The sequence below is a fragment of the Deltaproteobacteria bacterium genome, assembly GCA_028818775.1.
Classification (GTDB): domain Bacteria; phylum Desulfobacterota; class Binatia; order UBA9968; family JAJDTQ01; genus JAJDTQ01.
On sequence record JAPPNE010000054.1, the window covers coordinates 50,907 to 72,208 of the forward strand.

General features: G+C 66.8%; 20 protein-coding genes. 16 read left to right on the forward strand and 4 right to left on the reverse strand.

Annotated features, from left to right (window positions below):
- Both OXU42_06855 and OXU42_06860 read right to left on the reverse strand, forming a co-directional pair.
- Nucleotides 1-465: a TerB family tellurite resistance protein gene (locus OXU42_06855; GenBank protein MDE0029099.1), complete on the reverse strand. Its 465-nt coding sequence runs from the start codon at nucleotides 463-465 to the stop codon at nucleotides 1-3.
- Nucleotides 465-1,049: an NUDIX hydrolase gene (locus OXU42_06860; protein MDE0029100.1), complete on the reverse strand. Its 585-nt coding sequence runs from the start codon at nucleotides 1,047-1,049 to the stop codon at nucleotides 465-467. The genes OXU42_06855 and OXU42_06860 overlap by 1 nt, the downstream gene beginning before the upstream one ends.
- Before the next feature lie 153 nt (nucleotides 1,050-1,202).
- Between OXU42_06860 and OXU42_06865 the strand changes: the two genes are divergently transcribed.
- The 3 genes from OXU42_06865 (at nucleotide 1,203) to OXU42_06875 (ending at nucleotide 5,017) form a co-directional block, all read left to right on the forward strand.
- Nucleotides 1,203-2,651: a TldD/PmbA family protein gene (locus OXU42_06865; protein ID MDE0029101.1), complete on the forward strand. Its 1,449-nt coding sequence runs from the start codon at nucleotides 1,203-1,205 to the stop codon at nucleotides 2,649-2,651.
- 64 nt (nucleotides 2,652-2,715) lie between these two features.
- Nucleotides 2,716-4,041: a metallopeptidase TldD-related protein gene (locus OXU42_06870; GenBank protein ID MDE0029102.1), complete on the forward strand. Its 1,326-nt coding sequence runs from the start codon at nucleotides 2,716-2,718 to the stop codon at nucleotides 4,039-4,041.
- Between the two features lie 124 nt (nucleotides 4,042-4,165).
- The gene (locus tag OXU42_06875; protein ID MDE0029103.1) at nucleotides 4,166-5,017 is read left to right on the forward strand and encodes a VOC family protein; all 852 of its coding nucleotides are present in this window, start codon (nucleotides 4,166-4,168) and stop codon (nucleotides 5,015-5,017) included.
- A 15-nt stretch (nucleotides 5,018-5,032) separates the two neighbouring features.
- On the opposite strand, the gene ligD is transcribed toward OXU42_06875, so the two are convergent.
- Nucleotides 5,033-7,573 carry a DNA ligase D gene (gene ligD / locus OXU42_06880; GenBank protein ID MDE0029104.1) on the reverse strand — a complete coding sequence of 847 codons (2,541 nt, stop codon included), beginning with the start codon at nucleotides 7,571-7,573 and terminating at the stop codon, nucleotides 5,033-5,035.
- Between the two features lie 98 nt (nucleotides 7,574-7,671).
- On the opposite strand from ligD, the gene OXU42_06885 reads away from it, so the two are divergent.
- From OXU42_06885 to OXU42_06925, 9 genes are all read left to right on the forward strand, one after another.
- A complete protein-coding gene (locus OXU42_06885) occupies nucleotides 7,672-8,781 on the forward strand; it encodes a Ku protein (protein MDE0029105.1) in 1,110 nt (369 codons plus the stop codon).
- A gap of 34 nt (nucleotides 8,782-8,815) precedes the next feature.
- The gene (locus OXU42_06890) at nucleotides 8,816-9,628 is read left to right on the forward strand and encodes an ImmA/IrrE family metallo-endopeptidase (GenBank protein MDE0029106.1); all 813 of its coding nucleotides are present in this window, start codon (nucleotides 8,816-8,818) and stop codon (nucleotides 9,626-9,628) included.
- 137 nt (nucleotides 9,629-9,765) lie between these two features.
- Nucleotides 9,766-10,278 (forward strand): 3-hydroxybutyryl-CoA dehydratase, encoded by a 513-nt coding sequence (locus OXU42_06895; GenBank protein ID MDE0029107.1) that lies wholly within the window; start codon nucleotides 9,766-9,768, stop codon nucleotides 10,276-10,278.
- 60 nt (nucleotides 10,279-10,338) lie between these two features.
- Entirely contained in the window at nucleotides 10,339-11,100 is a 762-nt protein-coding gene (locus OXU42_06900; protein MDE0029108.1) for a hypothetical protein, read from the forward strand.
- A gap of 67 nt (nucleotides 11,101-11,167) precedes the next feature.
- A complete protein-coding gene (locus OXU42_06905) occupies nucleotides 11,168-12,286 on the forward strand; it encodes an amidohydrolase family protein (GenBank protein MDE0029109.1) in 1,119 nt (372 codons plus the stop codon).
- 11 nt (nucleotides 12,287-12,297) lie between these two features.
- Entirely contained in the window at nucleotides 12,298-12,489 is a 192-nt protein-coding gene (locus OXU42_06910) for a hypothetical protein (GenBank protein ID MDE0029110.1), read from the forward strand.
- A gap of 2 nt (nucleotides 12,490-12,491) precedes the next feature.
- Nucleotides 12,492-13,256: an SDR family oxidoreductase gene (locus tag OXU42_06915; protein MDE0029111.1), complete on the forward strand. Its 765-nt coding sequence runs from the start codon at nucleotides 12,492-12,494 to the stop codon at nucleotides 13,254-13,256.
- A 7-nt stretch (nucleotides 13,257-13,263) separates the two neighbouring features.
- On the forward strand, nucleotides 13,264-14,631 hold the full coding sequence (locus OXU42_06920; GenBank protein MDE0029112.1) for a UbiD family decarboxylase: 1,368 nt from the start codon (nucleotides 13,264-13,266) through the stop codon (nucleotides 14,629-14,631).
- A 324-nt stretch (nucleotides 14,632-14,955) separates the two neighbouring features.
- The gene (locus tag OXU42_06925) at nucleotides 14,956-15,474 is read left to right on the forward strand and encodes a ComF family protein (protein MDE0029113.1); all 519 of its coding nucleotides are present in this window, start codon (nucleotides 14,956-14,958) and stop codon (nucleotides 15,472-15,474) included.
- On the opposite strand, the gene OXU42_06930 is transcribed toward OXU42_06925, so the two are convergent.
- Complete coding sequence (locus OXU42_06930; GenBank protein MDE0029114.1) at nucleotides 15,449-16,840, reverse strand: cytochrome P450; 1,392 nt, start codon at nucleotides 16,838-16,840, stop codon at nucleotides 15,449-15,451. The two genes, OXU42_06925 and OXU42_06930, sit on opposite strands and share 26 nt — an antisense overlap.
- A gap of 151 nt (nucleotides 16,841-16,991) precedes the next feature.
- On the opposite strand from OXU42_06930, the gene OXU42_06935 reads away from it, so the two are divergent.
- From OXU42_06935 to OXU42_06950, 4 genes are all read left to right on the forward strand, one after another.
- Entirely contained in the window at nucleotides 16,992-17,594 is a 603-nt protein-coding gene (locus OXU42_06935) for a phosphoribosyltransferase family protein (protein ID MDE0029115.1), read from the forward strand.
- A gap of 98 nt (nucleotides 17,595-17,692) precedes the next feature.
- Entirely contained in the window at nucleotides 17,693-19,258 is a 1,566-nt protein-coding gene (locus tag OXU42_06940) for an ABC transporter ATP-binding protein (protein MDE0029116.1), read from the forward strand.
- The gene (locus OXU42_06945; GenBank protein ID MDE0029117.1) at nucleotides 19,255-20,385 is read left to right on the forward strand and encodes an ABC transporter permease; all 1,131 of its coding nucleotides are present in this window, start codon (nucleotides 19,255-19,257) and stop codon (nucleotides 20,383-20,385) included. The genes OXU42_06940 and OXU42_06945 overlap by 4 nt, the downstream gene beginning before the upstream one ends.
- Nucleotides 20,382-21,302: an ABC transporter permease gene (locus OXU42_06950; protein MDE0029118.1), complete on the forward strand. Its 921-nt coding sequence runs from the start codon at nucleotides 20,382-20,384 to the stop codon at nucleotides 21,300-21,302. Before OXU42_06945 ends, OXU42_06950 begins: the two co-directional genes overlap by 4 nt.

Below are 21,302 nucleotides of genomic sequence, written 5' to 3' on the forward strand. Positions count from 1 at the left end.
CTACTGGAGTCCGCCGTCCCGCACCCGCAGCTTCGCTTCGATGAATTCCTTGTGCGAGACGCCGATGAGGTTGGCGATCTTGCGGACCAGGTACTCCTCGTGCTTGTCGACGTTGGCGTCGGCGTAGGCGACGGCCCAGAGGTACTCCACGACCTTCCGCTTCTGCTCCTCGGAGAAGCCGGTCTTGATGAGCGAGGTGAACTGGTAGTGGTCGATGGCGTCGTCGGCCTCCGCCTCGGCCAGTTCCATCAACTGGCGGGTTTCCTCTTCGGTGAGATCGAATTTGTCCCGGAGGGCGCCGAGAACGACGGCGCGCTCGCCCTCCGTGCACTCGACGTCGGTGCGCATCATCTCCACGAGAAGGGCGCCGGTGGCCACCTGGAGCCGGTGCTGGTCCGACTCGCGCACATCGCGGTGCCCTGGGTCGATCTGGTTCACGAAGAACCGCTGGATGGCCGCGAGCATCAGCCGCCGTTCCCGTTGAGATACCGCACCTGGTAGTCCCTCCACTTGTTCGCCGGACGGGTGATGTCGCCCGTGTAGGTGCCGAAGCGGCCGCGCCGGCGGTCGCGGAAATAGAGCTTCAGGGTCTGCTCGACCACGGGAAACGCGATCTCGTCCCAGGGAATGTCTTCCTCCCGGCACAGGCGCACCTCGAGGCTCTCTTCGCCGGCGCCGAACTTGCGCTCCCGCAGGCTGCCGCGGAACATCACGTAGACCTGGTTGATCTGGGGCAGGTTGATGAGGGTGTAGAGTTCCGCGATGTCGACGTCCGCCAACGCTTCCTCGCGGGTCTCGCGGGCGGCGCCCTCGATGGTGGTCTCGTAGTCCTCGAGGAAGCCCGCGGGCAGGGTCCAGTAGCCGTAGCGGGGCTCGATGGCGCGCCGGCACAGCAGGATGGTGTCGCCCCACTCGGGGATGCAGCCCACCACGATTTTCGGATTCGTGTAATGGATGGTGTTGCAGGAGCCGCACACGTGACGGGGCATGTTGTCCCCATCCGGAATGCGGAACTCCACGGGGGCGGCACAGGCACTGCAATAGTTCATCACCCACCCTCTCGCCGGCTTTGCCGGCAGACGCCGCGGGGCTGGTGTCCGCGCGGGTTGCCGGCACCCGGTTACTATAGGGTCATACCCCGGCAGCGTCAAACTTCGGCAGAGCAGCGCTTTCGTGCTATACACGGTCCCACGGGAGACGCCGTGTCCACTTCGATTGAACGCCTTGAAGCATGGTTCCGGGAGGCCGCGCCCGCGGTGAGTTTCTGCTCGCTGCGCTACGTGAGCGAACGTTCCGAGCACGTTTCCGTGCGGCGCGGGGTGGTGGAGCCCATCGCGTCGGGAGATGACGCCGGCGTCATGATCACGGTGGCGGACGGCGGGGGCCTGGGCTACGCGGGCACGTGCGACCTGAGCCGCGCGGGGCTCCAACGCGCCCTGGAACGAGCCCGCGAATGGGCGCGGCGGACCGAGGCATGCGCCGTGACGGACTTCTCCGCCGCGACGCTTCAGGAGGTGCGCCGCGGTGAGTACCGCACGCCGGTGGCGTTTCCCTGGGACTCCATGCCGTTGCCCGAAAAGATCGATCTTTTGCGCGAACAAAGCGAGCGGCTGCACGCGGACCCGCGCATCGTCGACTGGGACGCCTCCCTGTGGCACACGGAGACCGAGACCCTTTACCTGACCGCGGACGGAACGCGCGTGCACCAGGTCCTGAGCCACATGATCCCGGGCCTGGGCTGCACGGCCAACGACGGCTCGGAGACCGCCAGCCGCACTTTCGGCGGCCGGGGCTTCTGCCGCCAGGGCGGCCTGGAGGTGCTGGAGCAGACGGGTTTCTCCGAGGCCGCGCCGGTGCTGGCGCGGGAAGCCCTGGAGTTGCTGGCGGCGCCCAACTGTCCCACGGACACCATGGACCTCCTGCTGGCCCCCGACCAGCTCATCCTCCAGATCCACGAGTCCATCGGCCATCCCCTGGAACTGGACCGCATCCTGGGCGACGAGCGCAACTACGCGGGCACGAGCTTCGTCACCCCGGACATGTTCGGGCGCTACCGCTACGGCTCGGATCTGTTGAACGTCACCTACGACCCCAGCGATCCGGGACAGTTCGCGAGCTACGGCTTCGACGACGAAGGGCTCGCGGCGCGGCGCGAGCACATCATCAAGGACGGCATCCTCATGCGTGGCCTGGGCGGCCACCTGTCCCAGCAGCGCACCGGGCTTGCGGGCGTGGCCAACTCCCGCGCCACGAGCTGGAACCGCCCGCCCATCGACCGCATGGCCAATCTCAACCTGGAGCCCGGTGACGCGACCTTCGACGACATGGTGCGTTCCATCGAGCACGGCGTCTACATGCAGACCAACTGTTCGTGGTCCATCGACGACTCGCGCAACAAGTTCCAGTTCGGCTGCGAGCGCGGCACCCTGATCCGTGACGGCGAACTGCGCGAGGTGGTGAAGAAGCCCAACTACCGCGGCATCTCCGCCACGTTCTGGCGCAACCTCACCCACGTGGGCCGGCCCGAGACCCGCGAGGTGCTGGGAACGCCGTTCTGCGGCAAAGGGGAGCCCAACCAGGTGATCCGGGTGGGCCATGCCGCGCCCGCGTGCGTGTTCGCCGGCGTGCAGGTGTTCGGCGGCGAAGGCTGAACGGTGGCGCGGCTGTTCGTGCGGGTCTGAAACGCGTTCCGGCGACAGGACGCTCTCATTCGCGATGCAGGATTACTTCTACGAACTGGCGGATTTCGCCGAAACGCTGCTGCCGGCCCAGGAGGTGCTGCTCCTGGGTTTCTCCGGGGAGGAGTCGAGCTTCGTGCGCTTCAACCGGAGCGCGGTGCGCCAGGCCGGAGCAGTGGAACAGCGCCAGCTTGCGCTCCATCTGATCGGCGAGGGACGGAGAGTCGGCACGCACCTTACGGCGTCCGGCGACGCCGCGCTTGACCGGGAACGCGTGCGCAAGGCGCTGGACGCCGCGCGCGAGCGGCTGGCCGTCGTTCCGGAAGATCCCTACCTGCACTACGCGACGAAGGTCCGTTCCACGGAGAGCGTGCAGCCCAACCGCCTGCCCGAGGACGAGGGGCAGGTGGTGGACGCCATCGTGAAGGCGGGGGAGGGGCGGGACCTGGTGGGCATCTACATGGCCGGGGGGATTCACCGGGGTTTCGCCAACTCGTTGGGCCAGCGCAACTGGTTCTCCACCTACAGCCATCACTTCGACTGGAGCTTCCATCTGGACGGCGACAAGGCTGTCAAGTGCGCCTACGCCGGGTTCGTGTGGAATCCCGCGGAGTTCGAGGAAAAGATGGCGCAGGCCAAGGCCGAGCTGGAGGCCTTGCGCCGGCCCCCGCGGACTCTGGAGCCCGGACGCTACCGCGTGTACCTGGCGCCCCAGGCACTGGAGGAGGTGGTCGGCCTGCTGCGCTGGGGCGGTTTCGGGCTGGGCGCCCGGCGCACGCGCCGGACGCCGCTGTTGCGCATGGTCACGGACGGCGCCGTCCTCGACCCTTCGGTGCGCATGGTGGAGGACACGCGCGGAGGACTGAGCGCGGGGTTCGACGAGGCCGGCTTCCTCAAGCCGGACCGGGTGACCCTCATCGAGGGGGGAGAGCTGCGCGATCCGCTGGTGTCGGCGCGGGCGGCGAAAGAATACGACGTTCCGGCCAATGGAGCGAGCCGGCGCGAGTCGCCGGAGTCCCTGGCCATGGCAGGCGGCACGATCCCGCGCCGGGACGTGCTCGCCGCGCTGGGCACCGGCATCTTCATCAACAACCTGTGGTACCTGAACTACTCCGACAGGGACGCCTGCCGCATGACCGGCATGACCCGCTTCGCCGCCTTCTGGGTGGAGAACGGGGAACTGCGGGCCCCGGTCAATGTCATGCGTTTCGACGAGACGCTTTACCGGATGCTGGGCGACAACCTCGTGGGCCTGACCCGTGAAGTGGAGTTGCTTCCCGATGTCAACTCCTACGGCGGCCGCTCCACCCGGAGCCTGCGCCTGCCCGGGGCGGTGGTGGACGACTTCGCGTTGACGCTGTAGGCGGCCGGAAGACGGAGGGTGGCCCGGTCGTGCTTGCGGTGGCTCACTCGCCTGTGCTTCGAGGCGTTGCAGCCGTCGAAGCCAAGTGTTTTATTGATCCGAAGCGACTCGCAGGGAGGTAAAGATGAAGAGCAACGGTTACGATCGCAAGGCGGACGACCTCGGCAACATCGTCGGGCTTGAACACGTGAACGTTACCATACCCGACCAGTCCACGGCCGTGACGTTCTACGTCCTGGGCCTCGGCCTGACCCGCGACCCCTACATGAACGTCGGTCTGAACAACATGTGGGTCAACGTCGGCGGCCAGCAGTTCCATCTGCCCACCCGCGGGACCCAGAAGATTCCCGGCTACATCGGACTGGTCCTCTCCGACCTGGAGGCGCTGAAGCGCCGCCTGGCTGTGGTGGAGCCGGACCTCAAGGGGACCCGCTTCAAGTGGCGCGAGGCTGCCGACCACGTGGCGGTGACCGGTCCTTGGGGCAACCGGTTCCGTTGCCATGCCCCCGGACCGGAGTTCGGCGACATGACCATCGGCATGCCCTACTTGGAGTTTCTCACCCGCCCGGGCACCGCCCGCTCCATCGGCAAGTTCTACAAGACCGTGCTGCAGGCCCCGGTGGTCTACAAGACCGGCAGGGCGCGGGTGAAAGTAGGCCGCAACCAGAGCCTGATCTTCACCGAGACCGACGGCAGGATCCCCAAGTTCGACGGCCACCACATCGCCATCTACATCGCGAACCATTCTCGCGCCCATGAGTTCCTGCTGCGACGGGACCTCATCATGGAAGAGAGCAACGCGCACCAGTACCGCTTCAAGGACATCGTCGACCCGACGACGGGCGAGAAGGCCTTCGAGCTGGAGCACGAAGTGCGGAGCCTCTACCACCCCATGGTCGGCCGCGTCATGGTGAACCGGAACGCCGGGCAGACCCAGCGGAACTACATGCCCGGACAGGACGCGTATTACCCATAGGCGGCGTCCGTTTTCCTACGCCTTCTTGCCAAAAAGCTTTTCCATGCGTCCGAGGGCTGCGGCGATGTCGATCCCGGGTCCGTCCACTACCGGCAGAAGCGGGTCGGCTTTGCGCGCGAATCGTTGTACTGCCGTCTTGATCGTGAAGCGTCCGGGATCGAGCCTTGCGGTCACCTCGGTCCAACGGAGCGGGCAGGAGACGGGCGCGCCCGGCAGCGGCCGCAGCGAGAACGGCGCGGCGATGGTGCGGCCGTAGCCGTTCTGGCCGAAGTCGATGTAGACCTTGCCGTCGCGGGCGCGGAGCGGCCTTTGCACGGTGGCGATGTCGGGGAGCGCCTGCTCGCCGGCCATGGCCAGGAGGCGGGCGAAGGTGCGGCATTGCTCGTAGAGGTACCGCCGTCCCATGGGCACCAGCAGATGGAGCCCGGTGGCGCCCGATGTCTTGACCCACGCGCTCACTCCCAGTCTGTCCAGGATGCGTTTGATCTCGCGCGCGACCCGCACCACGTGTGTGAACGGGGCTCCCTTGGGGTCCAGGTCCAGTACCAGCCAGTCGGGGTATTCGAGTGAATCGAGCCGGCTGCCCCAGATATGCAGCGGGATCGTGCCGAGGTTGGCCACGTAGCGCAGGCTGTCCGTGTCGTTGACGATGAAGAAGTCGATGTCGCGCTCGGCGTCCTTGGAGTAGATGCGACGGGTGGCGATCCAGTCGGGCACGAAATCGGGCGCGTCCTTCTGGAAGAACGACTTGCCGTGAATGCCGTCCGGGAAACGCGTCAGCACCAGCGGACGGTCCCGGAGGTACGGCAGCAGCAACGGCGCGATGGCCGTGTAATAGTCGATGAGGTCGCTCTTGGTGTAGCCGTCCTCGGGCCAGAACACCTTGTCCGGGTTGGTGAGAGCCAGTTTGGGCGGGGCGGGACGGCGCCGCGGAGCGGTGGTTGCCGCCGGCGCTTCGGCCGGTCGTTCGGCGGGCGCGCCGGCCGGTGTTTCCGGCGGGTCTTCCCGGCGGCAATCCTCCGGCGCCTTGTCGTCGCGCAGGCCCATGAACGACGGGTGGCGCAGGCCACCATCATCCGTCCAATCGGCAAACTCCACCTCGCAGACGAGCCGCGGCCGCACCCAGCGGTGTCCGGTGCCCGCGGGCGATCCCGCGGCAAAAGGGGAGTCGTCACGCTCGAGCGCTATGAGCCTCTGGTGCACGGCGCGGAGAGTTCCCTGGTCGAAGCCCGTGCCCACCTTGGAGACGTACTCCAGCGCGCCTTGGCGGTAGAGCCCCAGGTGGAGTGCGCCGAAGTGCGGCCGAGAGCCGCCCGGCCTGGTGTAGCCGCCGATGACGAACTCCTGGCGTTTTCGGCACTTGAACTTCAGCCAATCGCGCGAGCGGCCGGCACTGTAACGGCTGTCCGCGCGCTTGGCGATGATCCCTTCCACGCGGTTCGCCGAGGCGGCGTGATAGAAATCCTCACCGCGCTCCGGGATGTGCTCCGTGTACACGACCACGCCGCGCTCCGGCACGAACATCGAAAGGCACTGTTTCCTCTGAGTCAAGGGGAGGGCGCGCAAGTCCCTGCCGGCGGCCTCCAGGCAATCGAAGAAGAAACCGCGCACGGGCACCGTCCGCGCCCCCTGCTCGATGTCGAACCGGTTGGTCAGGTGCATGCGCGGTTGCAGGCGCTGGAAGCTCGGCCGGCCGTTCTCGCCCATGGCGACGACCTCGCCGTCGATCAGGAAGTCGGTGGGAGCGGTCTTGCTCAATGCGTGGACGATCTCCGGATAGCGCCGCGTCACGTCGTCGCCCTTGCGGCCGAAGAGCGTAACCGCGCCGTCGCGGCGCCGGGCGAGGATGCGGACGCCGTCGTACTTGATCTCGAAGACCCATCCGGGATCCGAGAAAGGGGCCGTGCCGAGGGAGGCCAGCATCGGTCTCGGCTTGCGCGCGTTCCCTGCCGCCGGCGCCTTGAAACGCTTCAGTGTCCGATCAAGGCGCGCAAGCCGCGAACGCGGGTCCTTCCGTTCCTCCACGGTGAGGCCGGACAGGATGGAGGCGGGCAACGCCTCCACCGGCTCCACGCCCGCCTCGGCTCCATCCTTGCTGAACAGCAGCCACTCCTTGTCGCCGCGTCCCATGCGCACGAGCATCCACACCCCGCGCAGCTTGTAGCCCCGGAGCTCGAACTCCAACGTGCCTTGGGCGAGCTGGTCGAGGGGATCGGACGCGTGCAGGAGGCGGTAGGTGCCCTGGTCCCACAGGATGACGGCGCCGGCGCCGTAGTTGTCCCTGGGGATCACACCCTCGAAGTCGGCGTACTCGATGGGGTGGTCTTCCACATGCACCGCGAGGCGCTTCTCGTGGGAACGCACCGACGGGCCCTTGGGAACGGCCCAGCTCTTGAGGACGCCGCCCATCTCCAGGCGCAGGTCGTAGTGCATCGCCCGGGCGGCGTGCTGCTGCACCACGAACAGGCCGCCGCGGGAGACGCCTTGGCCGCCGAAGGCCTCCGGGGTGCGCTCGGGATCGCGCTTGCGCCGGTATTCATCCAGCGGCGCGGCCATGGCCATTCTCCGGACTGTGCATAACGTATGGAATTCTAAGGGTATTGCGTGGTAAACTCCAACGCATCCAAACGTGCGCGGATCACGGAGGCCCTATCATGGCAGCACGCGCCATCAGTTCCGGGACAATTTCCTTCGGCTTGGTATCGATCCCCATCAAGCTCTACACCGCGGCGTCGTCCGGCGGCATCGCGTTCAACTTCCTGCACAACAAGTGCGGATCGCGCATGAAGCAGCAGCAGTTCTGCCCGGTGTGCGAGGAGGTGGTGCAACGTTCGGACCTGGTGCGCGGCTACGAGTTCACCAAGAACCAGTACGTGCGCTTCGAGAACGACGAGCTCAAGGCCCTCGAGGAAGAGACCTCCAAGGTCATCGAGCTGGAAGAGTTCGTGCCGCTGGCAAAGGTCGACCCGGTCTACTTCGAGAAGACCTACTACCTCGGCCCCGACAAGGGCGGCGACAAGCCCTACCGCCTGCTGGCCGACGCCATGGCTGAGTCCAACCACGTGGCGCTCGCCAAGTACGTGATGCGCGGCAAGGAGGGGCTGGTGCTGATCCGCGCGGTGCGGGGCGGGCTCATGCTGCACACCATGTATTACGCGGACGAGGTGCGCGACTTCGACGAGATCGACCGGGGCCAGACGGTGCAGATCAAGGACGGCGAGCGGGATCTGGCGGTGCGCCTCATCAACGAACTGGTGCGCAAGGAGTTCCATCCGGAGAACTACCACGACGAGTACAAGGAACGGGTGCTGCGCCTGGTGGAGCAGAAGGTGGAGGGGAAGGAAGTCACGGCGCTGGAGCCGCAGGTGCGCCAGAGCCAGGTGGTGGACCTGATGGAAGCCCTCAAAGCGAGCCTGGAGCAGCACGACGGTGCGGCCAAGTCCAAGGCCAGGCCGGCGCGCGCGGCCGCGCGGACGCCCAAGGCGCCGGCGGCGGAGGCCGGAATCACTTTCGAGGAGTTCCAGACGGCGGTGGGCGAGTCCGGTCTGGAGGTGGGGGCCGCCGAGTTGAAACGCAGCTTCAACGGTCTCGCATCCCTCAAGAAGCGCAAGAAGCTTGCCGCCGGCGACGTGCGCGCCAAGGTGGTGAACCTGCGCAAGGACCTGGAGGTCGTCCGCTCCGACCCGGACCTCTTCGGCAGCGCGCCCAAGAAGCTCAAGGCCGCCCGCATCCCTCTGACCGGGCGCGACTGGGAACGCTACTGACGGGCCGCGCGCCGTCCGGCCCGCACTCGCCCACATGAGCGCCGAGACCAAAGGCCGGGCGCACCCTGTCCTGGAGGCGGCCCGCCGGCTTCTCGATGACTGCGCCATCGAGCGCGCGCCGGTGGACTTGGTGCGCCTGGCGCGGCACGTGGGCATCGGACGCATACGCGAACTGGACATTCGACTGGACGGCCAACTCCTGGAACACGGGGACGGCGACTACGAGGTCATCCTCAGCCGCAACGCGCCCCATACGCGCCGGCGCTTCACCCTGGCCCACGAAATCGGCCACATTCTCGTTGCCGATCACGAGAACGGCTCCATGAGCTGCGGCGACGGCCCCACCGAGGAGCTGTGCAACCGGGTGGCGGCGGAGTTGCTCATGCCCGACCGTTTCGTGCACGCGGCGATCACGGCGGACATGGACGTGTCGGGCTTCCGGCGATTGGCCACTCAGTTCCAGTGCTCCTTGGAGGCCACTGGCTGGCGCGTGCTCAATCTGGGGAAGATCACGGGCGCGTTGCTGGTCTGGCGGCAGCAGGACGGCGGCGGCCTGGAGTTGACCGCCGCGCCGCGCACGTTCGGCTTCGACCTTCCGTTCGACCCCGGCCATGTCCTTGAAGGCAACCTGCCGTTCGTGCGACAGTTGGCGCAACGAAGCGACGGGCCGCTCACCTACACGCATCCGGCGAGCGGGAAGCTCTACCGTGGCGACTATGTCCATTTGAACAAGGTGCTGTTGATGTTCTTCAAGACAGCAGGGGCCGCCGTCTCGAACCGCCGGCGGCGGGCGGCCGCGGCACCGGAGCAACGCGAGTTGTTCGGCCCGCGGGAGGTGGGTGAGTAGCGTCCTTCGACTTCGCGCCGCTGACGCAGCGCTACGCTCAGGACGAACGGAGTTATTCCCGTTCGTCCTGAGCGTAGCGAAGCGAAGTCGAAGGACGCGATTTTCCCACGGAAAAGCCGTACGGAGAAGGAGTTGTCATGAAGCCAATGGAGACCATCGATCTCACGGCTCTGATGGAGAAGACCGAAGCCGAGGGCAACGGCCGCACGGTGGTGTGGCAGGACTCGGAGTCCATCGCGTTCCTGAGCAGCGGGCGCAAGCGCCGCATGGACTTCCACGTGGACCCGAGCGACGAGGTGACGCTGGTGCTGAAAGGTGAACAGCGCCTCCATTGCCTCACCGGTGACGGCGAGGAAAAGGTCGTGACCATGGGTGCGGGGCAGATGACCCTGTGTCCGGGCGGCGTGCCGCATTCGCCGCGCGTCGACCCGGGGACTTGGTTCCTCGTTTTCGAGCGGGTGCGCAAGCCGGGCGAGCAGGACCGGTTCATGTGGTTCTGCGAGAGCTGCGGCAAGAAGGTGTACGAGGTGGACGTCACCGTGGGGAACTACAGCGACGACCCCGTGGGGCAGGTTCACCGGGAGTTCTACGGAGACGACAAGCTTCGTACCTGCGGTGACTGCGGCAGCGTCGTTCCCAAGCCGGAGTAGGCGCGCAAAAGGGCAGGGACGGCGGCACGCAACGGAACGGCATATTCCCGGGACGCACGCATGATGGATTACGGCAAGGCATTGGAACGGCTGGCCGAGGGCTATGGCAAGGCCGAACGGGAAGTCGTCGCCAGCTACTTCGGCACACCGCACGCGCCCGAAGACCACATCCCGTGGCTCAAGGCCCAGGCCTTCAAGGAATACTCGGCCATCCAGCCGCTGGTGCATGCCCTCGATAAGCTCTACCCGCAGCTCGACCGGCAGGTGGACCGCCACGACTACGAAGAGCTGTGCCACAAGCTCGGCGACGAGATGAGCCACGCCCGGCTGATCATGGATTTCCTGGAGGAGTTGACCGGGAAGCGGCTGACGCAGAAGGACCTGACGTGGCTGCCGGAGGACCGCAATCTCGCCGAGGTGCGGGCGCGCTACTCGCGCAGCTACGCCGGGCTGCTGCACGGCTCCGAGCGCATCACCACGAGTGAGATCCAGCGGCGCGACGAGGCCCTGGAGCGCGCCGCCATCACCCTGACCGAGGGAGGCGGGGGCGCCCTGTACGAGGTGTGCCGCCACCTCAAGGGGAACCGCACCAACCGACGCATCGCGTCCATCTTCGGACACATCCATCGCGACGAGACCAAGCACAGCGACGCCAACGAGCTGGAGGTGCTGGTCAAGACCCGCAAGCATCACGACCGCGCCCGGCGCATCATCGCGGACGTGTCATCCCAGCGTCTGCGCATGCGCAACGAGCAGTTCGGGTTCCCACTGAATCGTGGCGAGCTGCGCACGCTGGAGCGGGAGTGTACACGGGCGGCCTAGCCGGGAGTGTAGGGCGCAAGGCAGGGTGGGCCTGACCCGGCCCGCGCAAATCAACCAGGAGGTTACCGTGAACACGGATGCAATGCCGGTCATCGACATGGACTCGCACGTCGAGGAACCCAAGGAGGCCTGGGAGCACCTCGACTCGAAATACGCGGATCGGAAACCCTTTCCGGTGGTGGCCAAGGACCTGCCGGTGTTGGGCGGCATCAACGCCTTCTGGTACATCGACGGCACCGTTTACCCCAAGCCCGTGGGCCGGGGAAACCTCGTGTACGGCACGCCGATCGAGATGCGCTTTGCCACCCAGAAGGAGTTTACCATCGGCTCCCAGACCATGACCGACATCCCCGCGCGCCTCAAGGACATGGACGCGGTGGGCATCGACGTCCAGGTGGTGTTCTCCACGGTCTTTCTCCAACCGGTCACCGACGACCTCCTGTTCGAGGCCGCGCTCATGCGCAGCTACAACACCTGGATGGCGTCGGCCTGCGCGGAAGCCCCGGACCGCATGAAGTGGGGCGCCATCCTGCCCATGCGGGACCCGCGACTGGCCCTGGACGAGCTCGAACACAGCCTGAAGCTGGGCGCCTCGGTAGCGGGGATCTACGGCACCGTGGGCGAGACCATGCTGCACGACCGCTACTACGATGACTTCTTCGCCGAGGTGGAGCGGTTGGGCGTGCCGCTGGCCATCCATGCCGGCTGGAGCCATCCAGGCATCACCCGCAGCATGGATGACGTCTCGGGCTCCCGCGCCATCGGCTTTACCCTCCCCGTGATGATGGGATTCTACAGCTTCCTGGGCGGCGGCATCCTGGAACGGCACCCGCGCCTCCGGGTCGCGTTCATGGAGATCGGCGTGCAGTGGGTGCCCTATCTGGTGCAGCGGATCGACCACTACCACTACGCGGACGGTGCCTTGGGAATGCCGCTGCCCGTCAAGCAGCCGGTGTCCGAGACCCTCAAGCAGAGCGACGTGTACTTCACCCCGGAAGCGGACGAGATCTACCTGCCTCAGGTGGCCGAGTACATCGGCGAGGACCGGCTGCTGTTCGAGGGCGACATGCCCCACGCCGAGGCCCGGGAAGGCGCCAAGCAGGAGATCCTGGAAAGGGACGACATCTCGGAAGAGCTAAAGTGGAAGATCCTGAGCGTCAACGGCAAGCGCTTCCTCAACCTGTGACGGATACCCGCATGACCCCCGAGGCGCTGGCCGACAAGATTCTGGAGCGGCTGAAGGACGGCCCGCTCCACTTCGAGGACATCCTGCTGCAGTTCCCGGAGGCGCCCTACCGGGTGGTGCTCCAGGCCTGGGGCCGTCTGCGCGAAGCAGGCTCGCTCGGGCGCGAGATCGAGACCGGGAAATATGTAGCCAACGAGGACTGACTATGGCTCAAGACTTCGACGGCAAGGTCATCATCGTTACCGGCGGCGCCCGCGGCATCGGCCAGGTGTACTCCCAGGAGCTGGCCAAGGCCGGCGCCAGGGTGGTGGTATCGGACATCCTGGACGGCGAGCCCTGCGCCTCCGGGATACGCGAGGACGGCGACGAAGCCTTCTTCGTCAAGGCCGACGTCACCAGCGAGGACAGCGTCAAGGAGCTGGCCGGGGCGGCCCACGACCGCTACGGCCGCATCGACGGGCTGGTGAACAACGCGGCGATATTCGCCGACGTCCGCTACGCGCCGTTCGACGAGATCAGCGTGGCCGAGTGGGACCAGGTGATGGACGTGAACGTCAAGGGCGTGTGGCTGGCGTCGCGGGCGGTGTACCCGTACATGAAGGAGCAGGGCTCCGGCAAGATCGTCAACATCGCCTCCGGCGTGCCCTTCAAGGGCATTCCGGTCTACGTCCACTACACGGTGTCCAAGGGAGCGGTGGTGGCGCTCACACGCGTGCTCGCGCGGGGCACCGGCAAGGACGGCATCTGCGTCAACGCCGTGGCCCCGGGCCTCACCCGCAGCGAGAGCCTGCTGGCGATGCGCGGCGGGCTGGTGGACGAGGACGACGTGCCGCAGATCCAGAGCCGCGCCATCCCCCGGAGCCAATACCCCGAGGACATCGTCGGCGCCGTCATGTTCTTCCTCTCGGACGCCGCCAACTTCATCACCGGACAGACGCTGCTGGTGGACGGCGGCTCCTACATGCACTGAGATTGCCATGAGCCAAGCGGACAGATTGCCGTACCGCGACATGCGCGGCCTGGTGGCGCTGCTGGAAGCCGAGGGACAGCTCCGGCGCATCACCAAGCCGGTGGAAGCCCGCTATCTCAACACACTGCTGGCTCAGGCCGACACCGCGCTCCTCATGGAAAACGTCGAGGGCTACTCCATGCCCGTGGTGGGCGGGCTGGTGGGTTCCCGCCAGCGGGTGGCGCTGGGGCTGGGCTGCGACCAGAGGACCCTCGGGCGCACCTTCATGGACGCCCTGGACAATCCCATCGCGGCCGAGGTGGTGGCCGAGGGCACGGCCCAGGAAGTGGTCAAGACCGGTGACGAGATAGACCTCACCGAGTTGCCGATACCATTCCAGCACCGGAAGGACGGCGGCCCCTACCTTTCGGCGGGCATCTCGGTCTCAAAGGACGACGCCGGACGGCGCAACGCCGGCTGCTACCGGCTCATGTACCGCACGCCGCGGGAGACCAGCATCGACCTGGTGTCGCCGTCGGACATGCGCTTCAGCTACGAGGCCGCCCTCAAGCGCAACGAGCCGCTGCCCCTGGCCGTCGCCTTCGGCACCGGCACTCCGGAGCTCATCGCCGCCGCCTACAAGGCTCCGCCGGGCTACGACGAGTTCGCCGTGGCGGGCGCGCTGTACGGGCGGCCGGTTCCCCTGGTCAAGTGCAAGACCGTGGACCTGGAGGTGCCCGCCGACGCCGAGCTCGTCCTGGAAGGGGAGATCTCAACCGATGGCTGGACCATCGACGAGGGGCGCTACGGCGACTTCACCGGACACCAGTGCTCGATCCGCTGGAACCCGGTGTTCAAGGTGAAGGCGGTGACCCACCGCAGGAACCCGATCCTCCACACCATCCTGATGCCGTGGGAGAACGACTGGCTGGAGGCGCCGCCGCTGGAGGCCGCGGGATGGCGCGCGCTGCGCGAGGCCAGCATCAAGACCGTGGCGGTCTACGCCACCCCCGGAAGCGCCTGTTACTGGCACCTCTACGCTTCCATCGACAAGCGCCCGGGCGAAGGCAAGAACGCCCTGATGGCGCTGATGTCGCTGCACGCCCTCAAGCTCGTGGTGGTCACCGACGGCGACGTCGAGCTCACCGACCCCATGGCGGTGGAGCGCGCCATGGCCTTCCGGGTCCAGCCCGACGAGGACGTCATCATCGTCTCCGGCGCCCGCGGCAAGCACCTCGACCCCACCCTCAAAGCCTCCCGGCTGCCCAAGGGCGCCCTCCCCACCACCTCCAAGATGGGCATCGACGCCACCATCCCCGACGACGTCGACCCGGCGGAGTACGAGCTGCTGGAGTATCCCTTCATGGACGAGGTCAAGCTGGAAGACTACTTCTAACACCTGCGTGGCAGCGTTAAGGAATCCCATCGGGACGCCGATTCCGTCTATGTGGACAAGGCAGATTCGCGTGACCCCGGGTGGCCGGCAAGATGGGTCCGGCAGGTGTTCGAGGCGGTCCTGGACGTTGTCTTCCCACCCTGTTGCATTGCCTGCGAGGCGTGGCTCCCGGCCAACTCACCCGGCGCGTTTTGCCCTTTGTGCCATGACAGAATCCAATTGGTCCGGCCGCCGTTCTGTCCGCACTGCGGTCGACCGTATCTGCACGATTGGCAGGCCGACCACCTGTGCGGCGGCTGCCTGTTGCAGCCGCCGGCCTTTTCCATGGCTCGAAGCTGGGGCTGCTATCCGCGGGAATCGGATGTGACGCACCCACTGCGACAGGTGATCCACCGGTTCAAGTACGGCCGGCAGGCGTCTCTGGGGAAGCCCCTGGGGCGGCTCATGGCGCAGGCGTGCCAGCCGCCGTGGGAACCGGCTTCCAGGTTCGATCTCATCATTCCGGTGCCGTTGCATCCACGGCGGCTGCGCTGGCGCGGCTTCAACCAGTCCGTCCTGTTGGGGCGGGAAGTAGGCCGCGCGTGGGGTATCTCCATCGATCCCTTCATCCTGACGCGAAAGACGGAGACGGCACCACAGAGCACGTTGAGTCTCCGGGAACGCGGGCCGAACGTAAGAAGCGCCTTCGCCATCGCACCAGGCCGTGCCGTCGCGCGGATGGGTGTCTTGCTGGTGGACGACATCTACACCTCCGGAGCCACCCTCAACGAGTGCACACGGGTGCTGTTGCGCGCGGGCGCGGGTGAGGTGCGGGCGCTCACCCTGGCGCGGACGGTTTCCTGAGTCGAATTGACGGCCGCCGGTTCAACGTGGCCAGAATGCCGTAACGCGGCCTCAGGGTGACCTTGCCCGTGGTCTCGATGGGGTGGTCGGGGACCATCCGGACCTTGAAGCGCTGGAGGATCTGCGCCAGCACCAGTTGGGTTTCGAGCATGGCCATGCCGGCGCCGATGCAGGTGCGCGGTCCGGCGGCGAAGGGCAGGTAGGAGAAGGCATGGCGCCCCTCGCTGGCGTTGGGGTCGAAGCGGCCGGGGTCGAAGCGCTCGGGGTCGGGCCAGAACTCCGGGTGCCGGTGCAGGGAGTAGGGCACCACGACGACATGGGCACCGGCGGGCAATAGACAGCCGTTGAACTCCTCCTGTCGCTCCGCCCGCCGCACATAGCTCCACACCGGGGGATAGATGCGCATGGATTCCTGCACCACCTGTTTCAGATAAGGGATCCGGGGCAGGTCGTCGGCGGTGGCGGGGGCGCCGTTCAGGGTCGCGTCCAGGCTTTCGGTCAGTCGTGCTTCAACGTCGGGATGCGCGGACAGCAGATACAGAGTCCAGGCCAGGGCGTTGGCCGAGGTTTCGTGGCCGGCCAGCATCAGCGTCACCACCTCGTCGCGCATCTGCTTCACGTCCATTCCCTCGTAGTCACTCTCGTCGAGCGCGTGGATCAGGTGGTCGAGGATGTCGTCGTGGCCCACGCCGCGGCGCCGGCGCGCCTGGATCAATCCGTACACGATTTCGTCGAGCCGCCGGACCGCGCGGCGCCACTTCAGGTTGTGGGGCGTGGGGACCCACGAGCACAGGGTCATCAGCGCGCGGGTCTCCAAGGGGTTCAGGTTGGCTACTTCGAGGATCTCCGCGATTTCGTCGCCGTGACGCTTGAGGTCGCTGCCGAACAGCGTTGCGCCGACGATCCGGAATGTCAGCCGGCTCATCTCGCGGTCGATTCGCAGAGTCTCTCCTCCCGCGCGTGTTTCCCACTCATCCATCAACGAGGACGTGAGCGTATTGATGGTCCCGTCGAAACCGTTGACGCGGTGGTTGCCGAACATGGGCTGAATGAGTTTGCGCTGTTGAACCCAGTGGGGGCCGTCGTTGGTGACGAGCCCGTTGCCCATGACCTGTGCCAGCACGCGATAGTCGATGGTGCGCTTGGAGAAATGCCGGTAGTCGCGTGTCAGGACCGGGCGTATGAAATCGGGGTGGTTGACCAAGTAGACATCGTGGAATCCACGCCAGCGCACGAAGTCCCCGTACGTCCGAAGCAACCCGTGCAACAGGACGTGCAGTTCCGCGCCCACGTGGAGCATCTGGTGGAACCGGGGCGTTGAAGGCGGGGGCCTGAGCGGTTCGTCTGTTTTTCCGTTCGTGGACACAAGAACAGTTTAGGAGACGGCGAGGGCTTCATCAACGGGATGGCTCCGTCCCTACTTGCACTATGCCGCATTTCCGATAAAAGAGGGTAAACGTTCTGTAACTCGCGCTGAACTCGGCGCACCCAAGCGCATCTCTGGAGAGGAAACTCTGATGGCCGAGTATCCCGTCGAGCCCGTATCCCACACCGAGCCCACCACCAGCCGGAAGACCTACATCGGCGCCCAGTCGCTGCTCGAGGACTCTTTTCGGCTCGGGATGCAGATCCTGGAGAGCGGCTTCCGGCCGAGCTTCATCGTCGGCATCTGGCGCGGCGGCACGCCGGTGGGCATCGCGGTGCAGGAGCTGCTCGACTACTTCGGCGTCGAGACCGACCACATCGCCATCCGCACCTCCTTCTACAAGGGCATCGGACAGACGGATTCCCGGATCCGCGTCCACGGCATGCAGTACATCATCGACAACGTCGAGGCCGATCAGGGCCTGCTCATCGTCGACGACGTGTTCGATACCGGTCTCAGCATCGAGGCGGTGCTCGCGCATCTCAAGCGCAAGTCCCGCCGCAACGCCCCCGTGGACACCCGCGTGGCCACGGTCTACTACAAGCCGGGCAACAACCGCACCGAGCGCGAACCCGACTACTACGTGCACGAGACCGATCACTGGCTGGTGTTCCCGCACGAGCTTCACGGGTTGACGCGGGACGAGATCATCAAGCACAAGCTCGGCGTCACGCCCTTCATGCCGCGGCTGTGACGCGTGCATTTCGGGGTTGCATCCCCGAACGACACCATATATAGTGCGTGCCCGTTTCGGGTAGCGCTTCATATAGTAGGACCTGACAGACCGCGATCATGGGAACCACGGACCACGGCGGCCGCGGCGGCTATCTTCTTGAAGCCGAGGAGATCGTCAAGCGTTTCGGCGACTTCACGGCCAACGACCGGGTGTCGCTGCGTGTGCGTCCGGGCGAGATCCACGCCCTCCTGGGGGAGAACGGGGCGGGCAAGTCGACCCTGGTGAAGATCGTCTACGGCTCGCTCCAGCCCACCGAGGGCCGGCTGCGCTGGGGCGGCGAAGCGCTCACCGTGCCGAACCCGGCGGCGGCGCGCCGTCTCGGCATCGGCATGGTCTTCCAGCACTTCTCGCTCTTCGACGCGCTGACGGTGGTGGAGAACATCGCCCTGGCGATGCCCGGCCCGTTCGATCGGGACGCATTGGCCGAACGTGTCGCGCGCGTGTCCGAGCAGTACGGACTGCCTCTGGATCCCACGGCGCTGGTGGCGGACCTGTCCGTCGGAGTGCGCCAGCGCATCGAGGTGGTGCGCTGCCTGCTCCAGGAGCCGCGACTCCTGATCATGGACGAACCCACCGCGGTCCTGACTCCCCAGGAGGCGCGGCAGCTCTTCGTCACCCTGCGGCGGCTGGCGCACGAGGGTTGCGCGGTGCTCTACATCTCGCATCGGCTGGAAGAGGTGCGGGAGCTTTGTCATCACGCCACCATCCTGCGCCAGGGCAGGGTGGTAGCCGACGTGGACCCGCGGTCCGAAACCGTATCGTCGCTCGCGCGCCTCATGGTCGGGGCGGACGTGCAGTCGGTGAACGTCGCGGCGCGGGAAACGCCCGGGCCGGCGGCTCTCACCGTCAAGGGTCTTTCGCTTCCGGCCGACGGGCCTTTCGGAGTACCGTTGCGCGACGTGTCGCTTCAGGTGCGGAGCGGCGAGGTGACGGCGGTGGCCGGCGTGGCCGGCAACGGCCAGTCGGAGCTGTTCGAGGTGCTGTCCGGAGAACGGCTCGCGCCCAGGCCCGAGTCCGTCACCATCGCCGGACAGCCGTGCGGCGAGCGGGACATCACCGAACGGAGGCGCCTGGGCGCGGCCTTCGTGCCGGAGGAGCGGCTCGGACACAGTGCCGTGCCCGGCTTCGGCCTGTCGGAGAACGTGCTGCTCACCCGCCATGCCGCCAACGACCACTTGGTTCACACCGGCTTCGTCAACGGCGGCCGCGTCCGCGCCCTGGCGGATCGGATCAGCGCGCGCTTCGACGTCCGCTTCAGCCGCCGGGACCAGGAGGCCGGAGCGCTGTCCGGCGGCAATCTTCAGAAGTTCGTGGTCGGGCGCGAACTGGACCGGAACCCCCGGGTGCTGGTGATCAACCAGCCCACCTGGGGCGTGGACGCCGGCGCCGCCGCGCTCATCCGGCAGGCCCTGGTGGATCGGGCCCGGGACGGCGCCGCGGTGCTGGTCATCAGTCAGGATCTCGACGAGATCTTCGAGATCGCCGACCGCATCACGGTCATCTCCCGCGGCGCCCTTTCGGACAGCTACCCGGCGCACACCATCGACCGGGAACGCATCGGCATGCTGATGGCCGGTGCGCGCGAAGCCGGCCCGGGGCCGGAGCGGGACGCACGCGCGTGAAGCTGGTGCTGGAGAAGCGCGCGGAGCGCAGCCGGACCATGCAGGTGGCCTCTCCGCTCCTCGCGGTGGCCCTCACCATGCTGCTCGGAAGCATCCTCTTCGCCGCCCGCGGCATCGATCCGCTGCACGCCATCCATGTCTACTTCATCAGTCCCCTGACCACGCTTTGGTCGGTGGAGGAGCTCATCGTCAAGGCCACCCCGCTGGTCCTGATCGGCGCGGGTCTAGCCATCTGCTTTCGCGCCAACCTCTGGAACATCGGCGCGGAAGGCCAGCTCATCGCCGGCGCTCTTGCCGGCGCCTCCATACCCATCCTGGCGCCCCAGTGGGACTCGGCTCTGGCGATCCCCGCCATGCTGCTGCTGGGGATGCTCGGCGGCATGGCGTGGGCGGGGGTCCCCGCGCTCCTGCGCAACCGCTTCGGAGCCAACGAGATCCTCACCAGCCTCATGCTGGTGTACGTGGCGCAGTATCTCCTGGACTGGCTCGTGCGCGGACCGTGGCGCGACCCCCAGGGATTCAACTTCCCCAAGTCCATCGGTTTCAACGACTGGCATCTGCTGGCCACCTTCGGCGACGGGCGGGTGCATCTCGGCGCCGTTTTCGCGCTCATCGCGGCGGCGCTGCTGGCCGTGTTCATGGCGCGCACGCTCATGGGCTTCGAGATCCGGGTAAGGGGAGAGGCCCCGCGCGCCAGCACCTTCGGCGGCTTTTCGGTTCCCGGGACCACTTGGTTCTGCTTCGGCATCTCCGGCGCCCTGGCCGGACTGGCGGGCATCTGCGAGGTCGCCGGTCCCGTCGGCCAACTCCAGCCCACCATCTCGCCGGGCTACGGCTTCACCGCCATCATCGTGGCCTTTCTCGGGCGGCTCAATCCACTGGGCGCGGTTTTCGGCGGACTGGTCCTGGCTATCTGCTACCTTGGCGGCGAGGCCGCCCAGGTAGAGCTGTCCATATCCGAGAAGATGGCGCAGGTGTTCCAGGGCATGCTGTTGTTCTTCATCCTGACCTGCGACACGCTGGTCCGTTGCCGCGTCCGAGTGGAGTGGACGGCCGCAACCCCGTTCGCCCTGAGCGTAGCGAAGCGAAGTCGAAGGGCGCACGTTCCCAGCGGAGTAGCCCCATGAGCGCCCTGGAAGCGGTCCTTTTGACCATCATCACGGCGTCGACGCCGCTGCTGCTGGCGGCCGTCGGCGAGCTGGTGGTGGAGCGGTCGGGCGTGCTCAACCTCGGGGTCGAGGGCATGATGATCATGGGGGCGATCACCGGCTTCGCGGCCGCGTACACCACCGGTTCAGCCGCGATCGGCGTGGCCGCGGCTGTCGGCACCGGCGTCGCCATGGCGCTCCTCTTCGCCTTCCTGACCCAGACGCTGGCGGCCAACCAGATGGCCACGGGCTTGGCGCTGACGCTGTTCGGCATCGGTCTCTCGGGGCTCATCGGCCAGACCTTCACCGGCCTTCCGGGTGTGAAGCTCGGCGCCGTTCACATTCCGGGGCTGAGCGATCTGCCGCTCATCGGCCCGGTGCTGTTCGCCCAGGACGTTCTCGTGTACGCCTCCATCGCCATCACCGCCGGTGTCGCGTGGACGTTCACCCGGACGCGCGCGGGACTGGTCATCCGCGCCGTCGGCAGCAACCATCATTCGGCCCACGCGCTGGGGTATGACGTGGCCGGGGTTCGCTATCGCTGCATCGCCTTCGGCGGTGCCTGCGCCGGGCTGGCCGGCGGCTACCTGTCCCTGGTCTACACGCCGCAGTGGATCGAGAACATGACCGCCGGGCGCGGCTGGATCGCACTGGCCCTGGTGGTGTTCGCCACCTGGACGCCGATCCGCGTGGCCGTGGGCGCTTATCTGTTCGGCACGGTATGGATCATGGGCCTCTACGCCCAGGGGATCGGCGTCACCATCCCGTCCCAGTTCCTGTCGTCGCTGCCGTACCTGGTCACCATCGCCGCGCTTCTGGCCATCTCGGGCAACCGTATCTTGACGAAAGTGAATACACCTGCTTGTATCGGTCAAACCTTCGTGCCCGACCGTTGA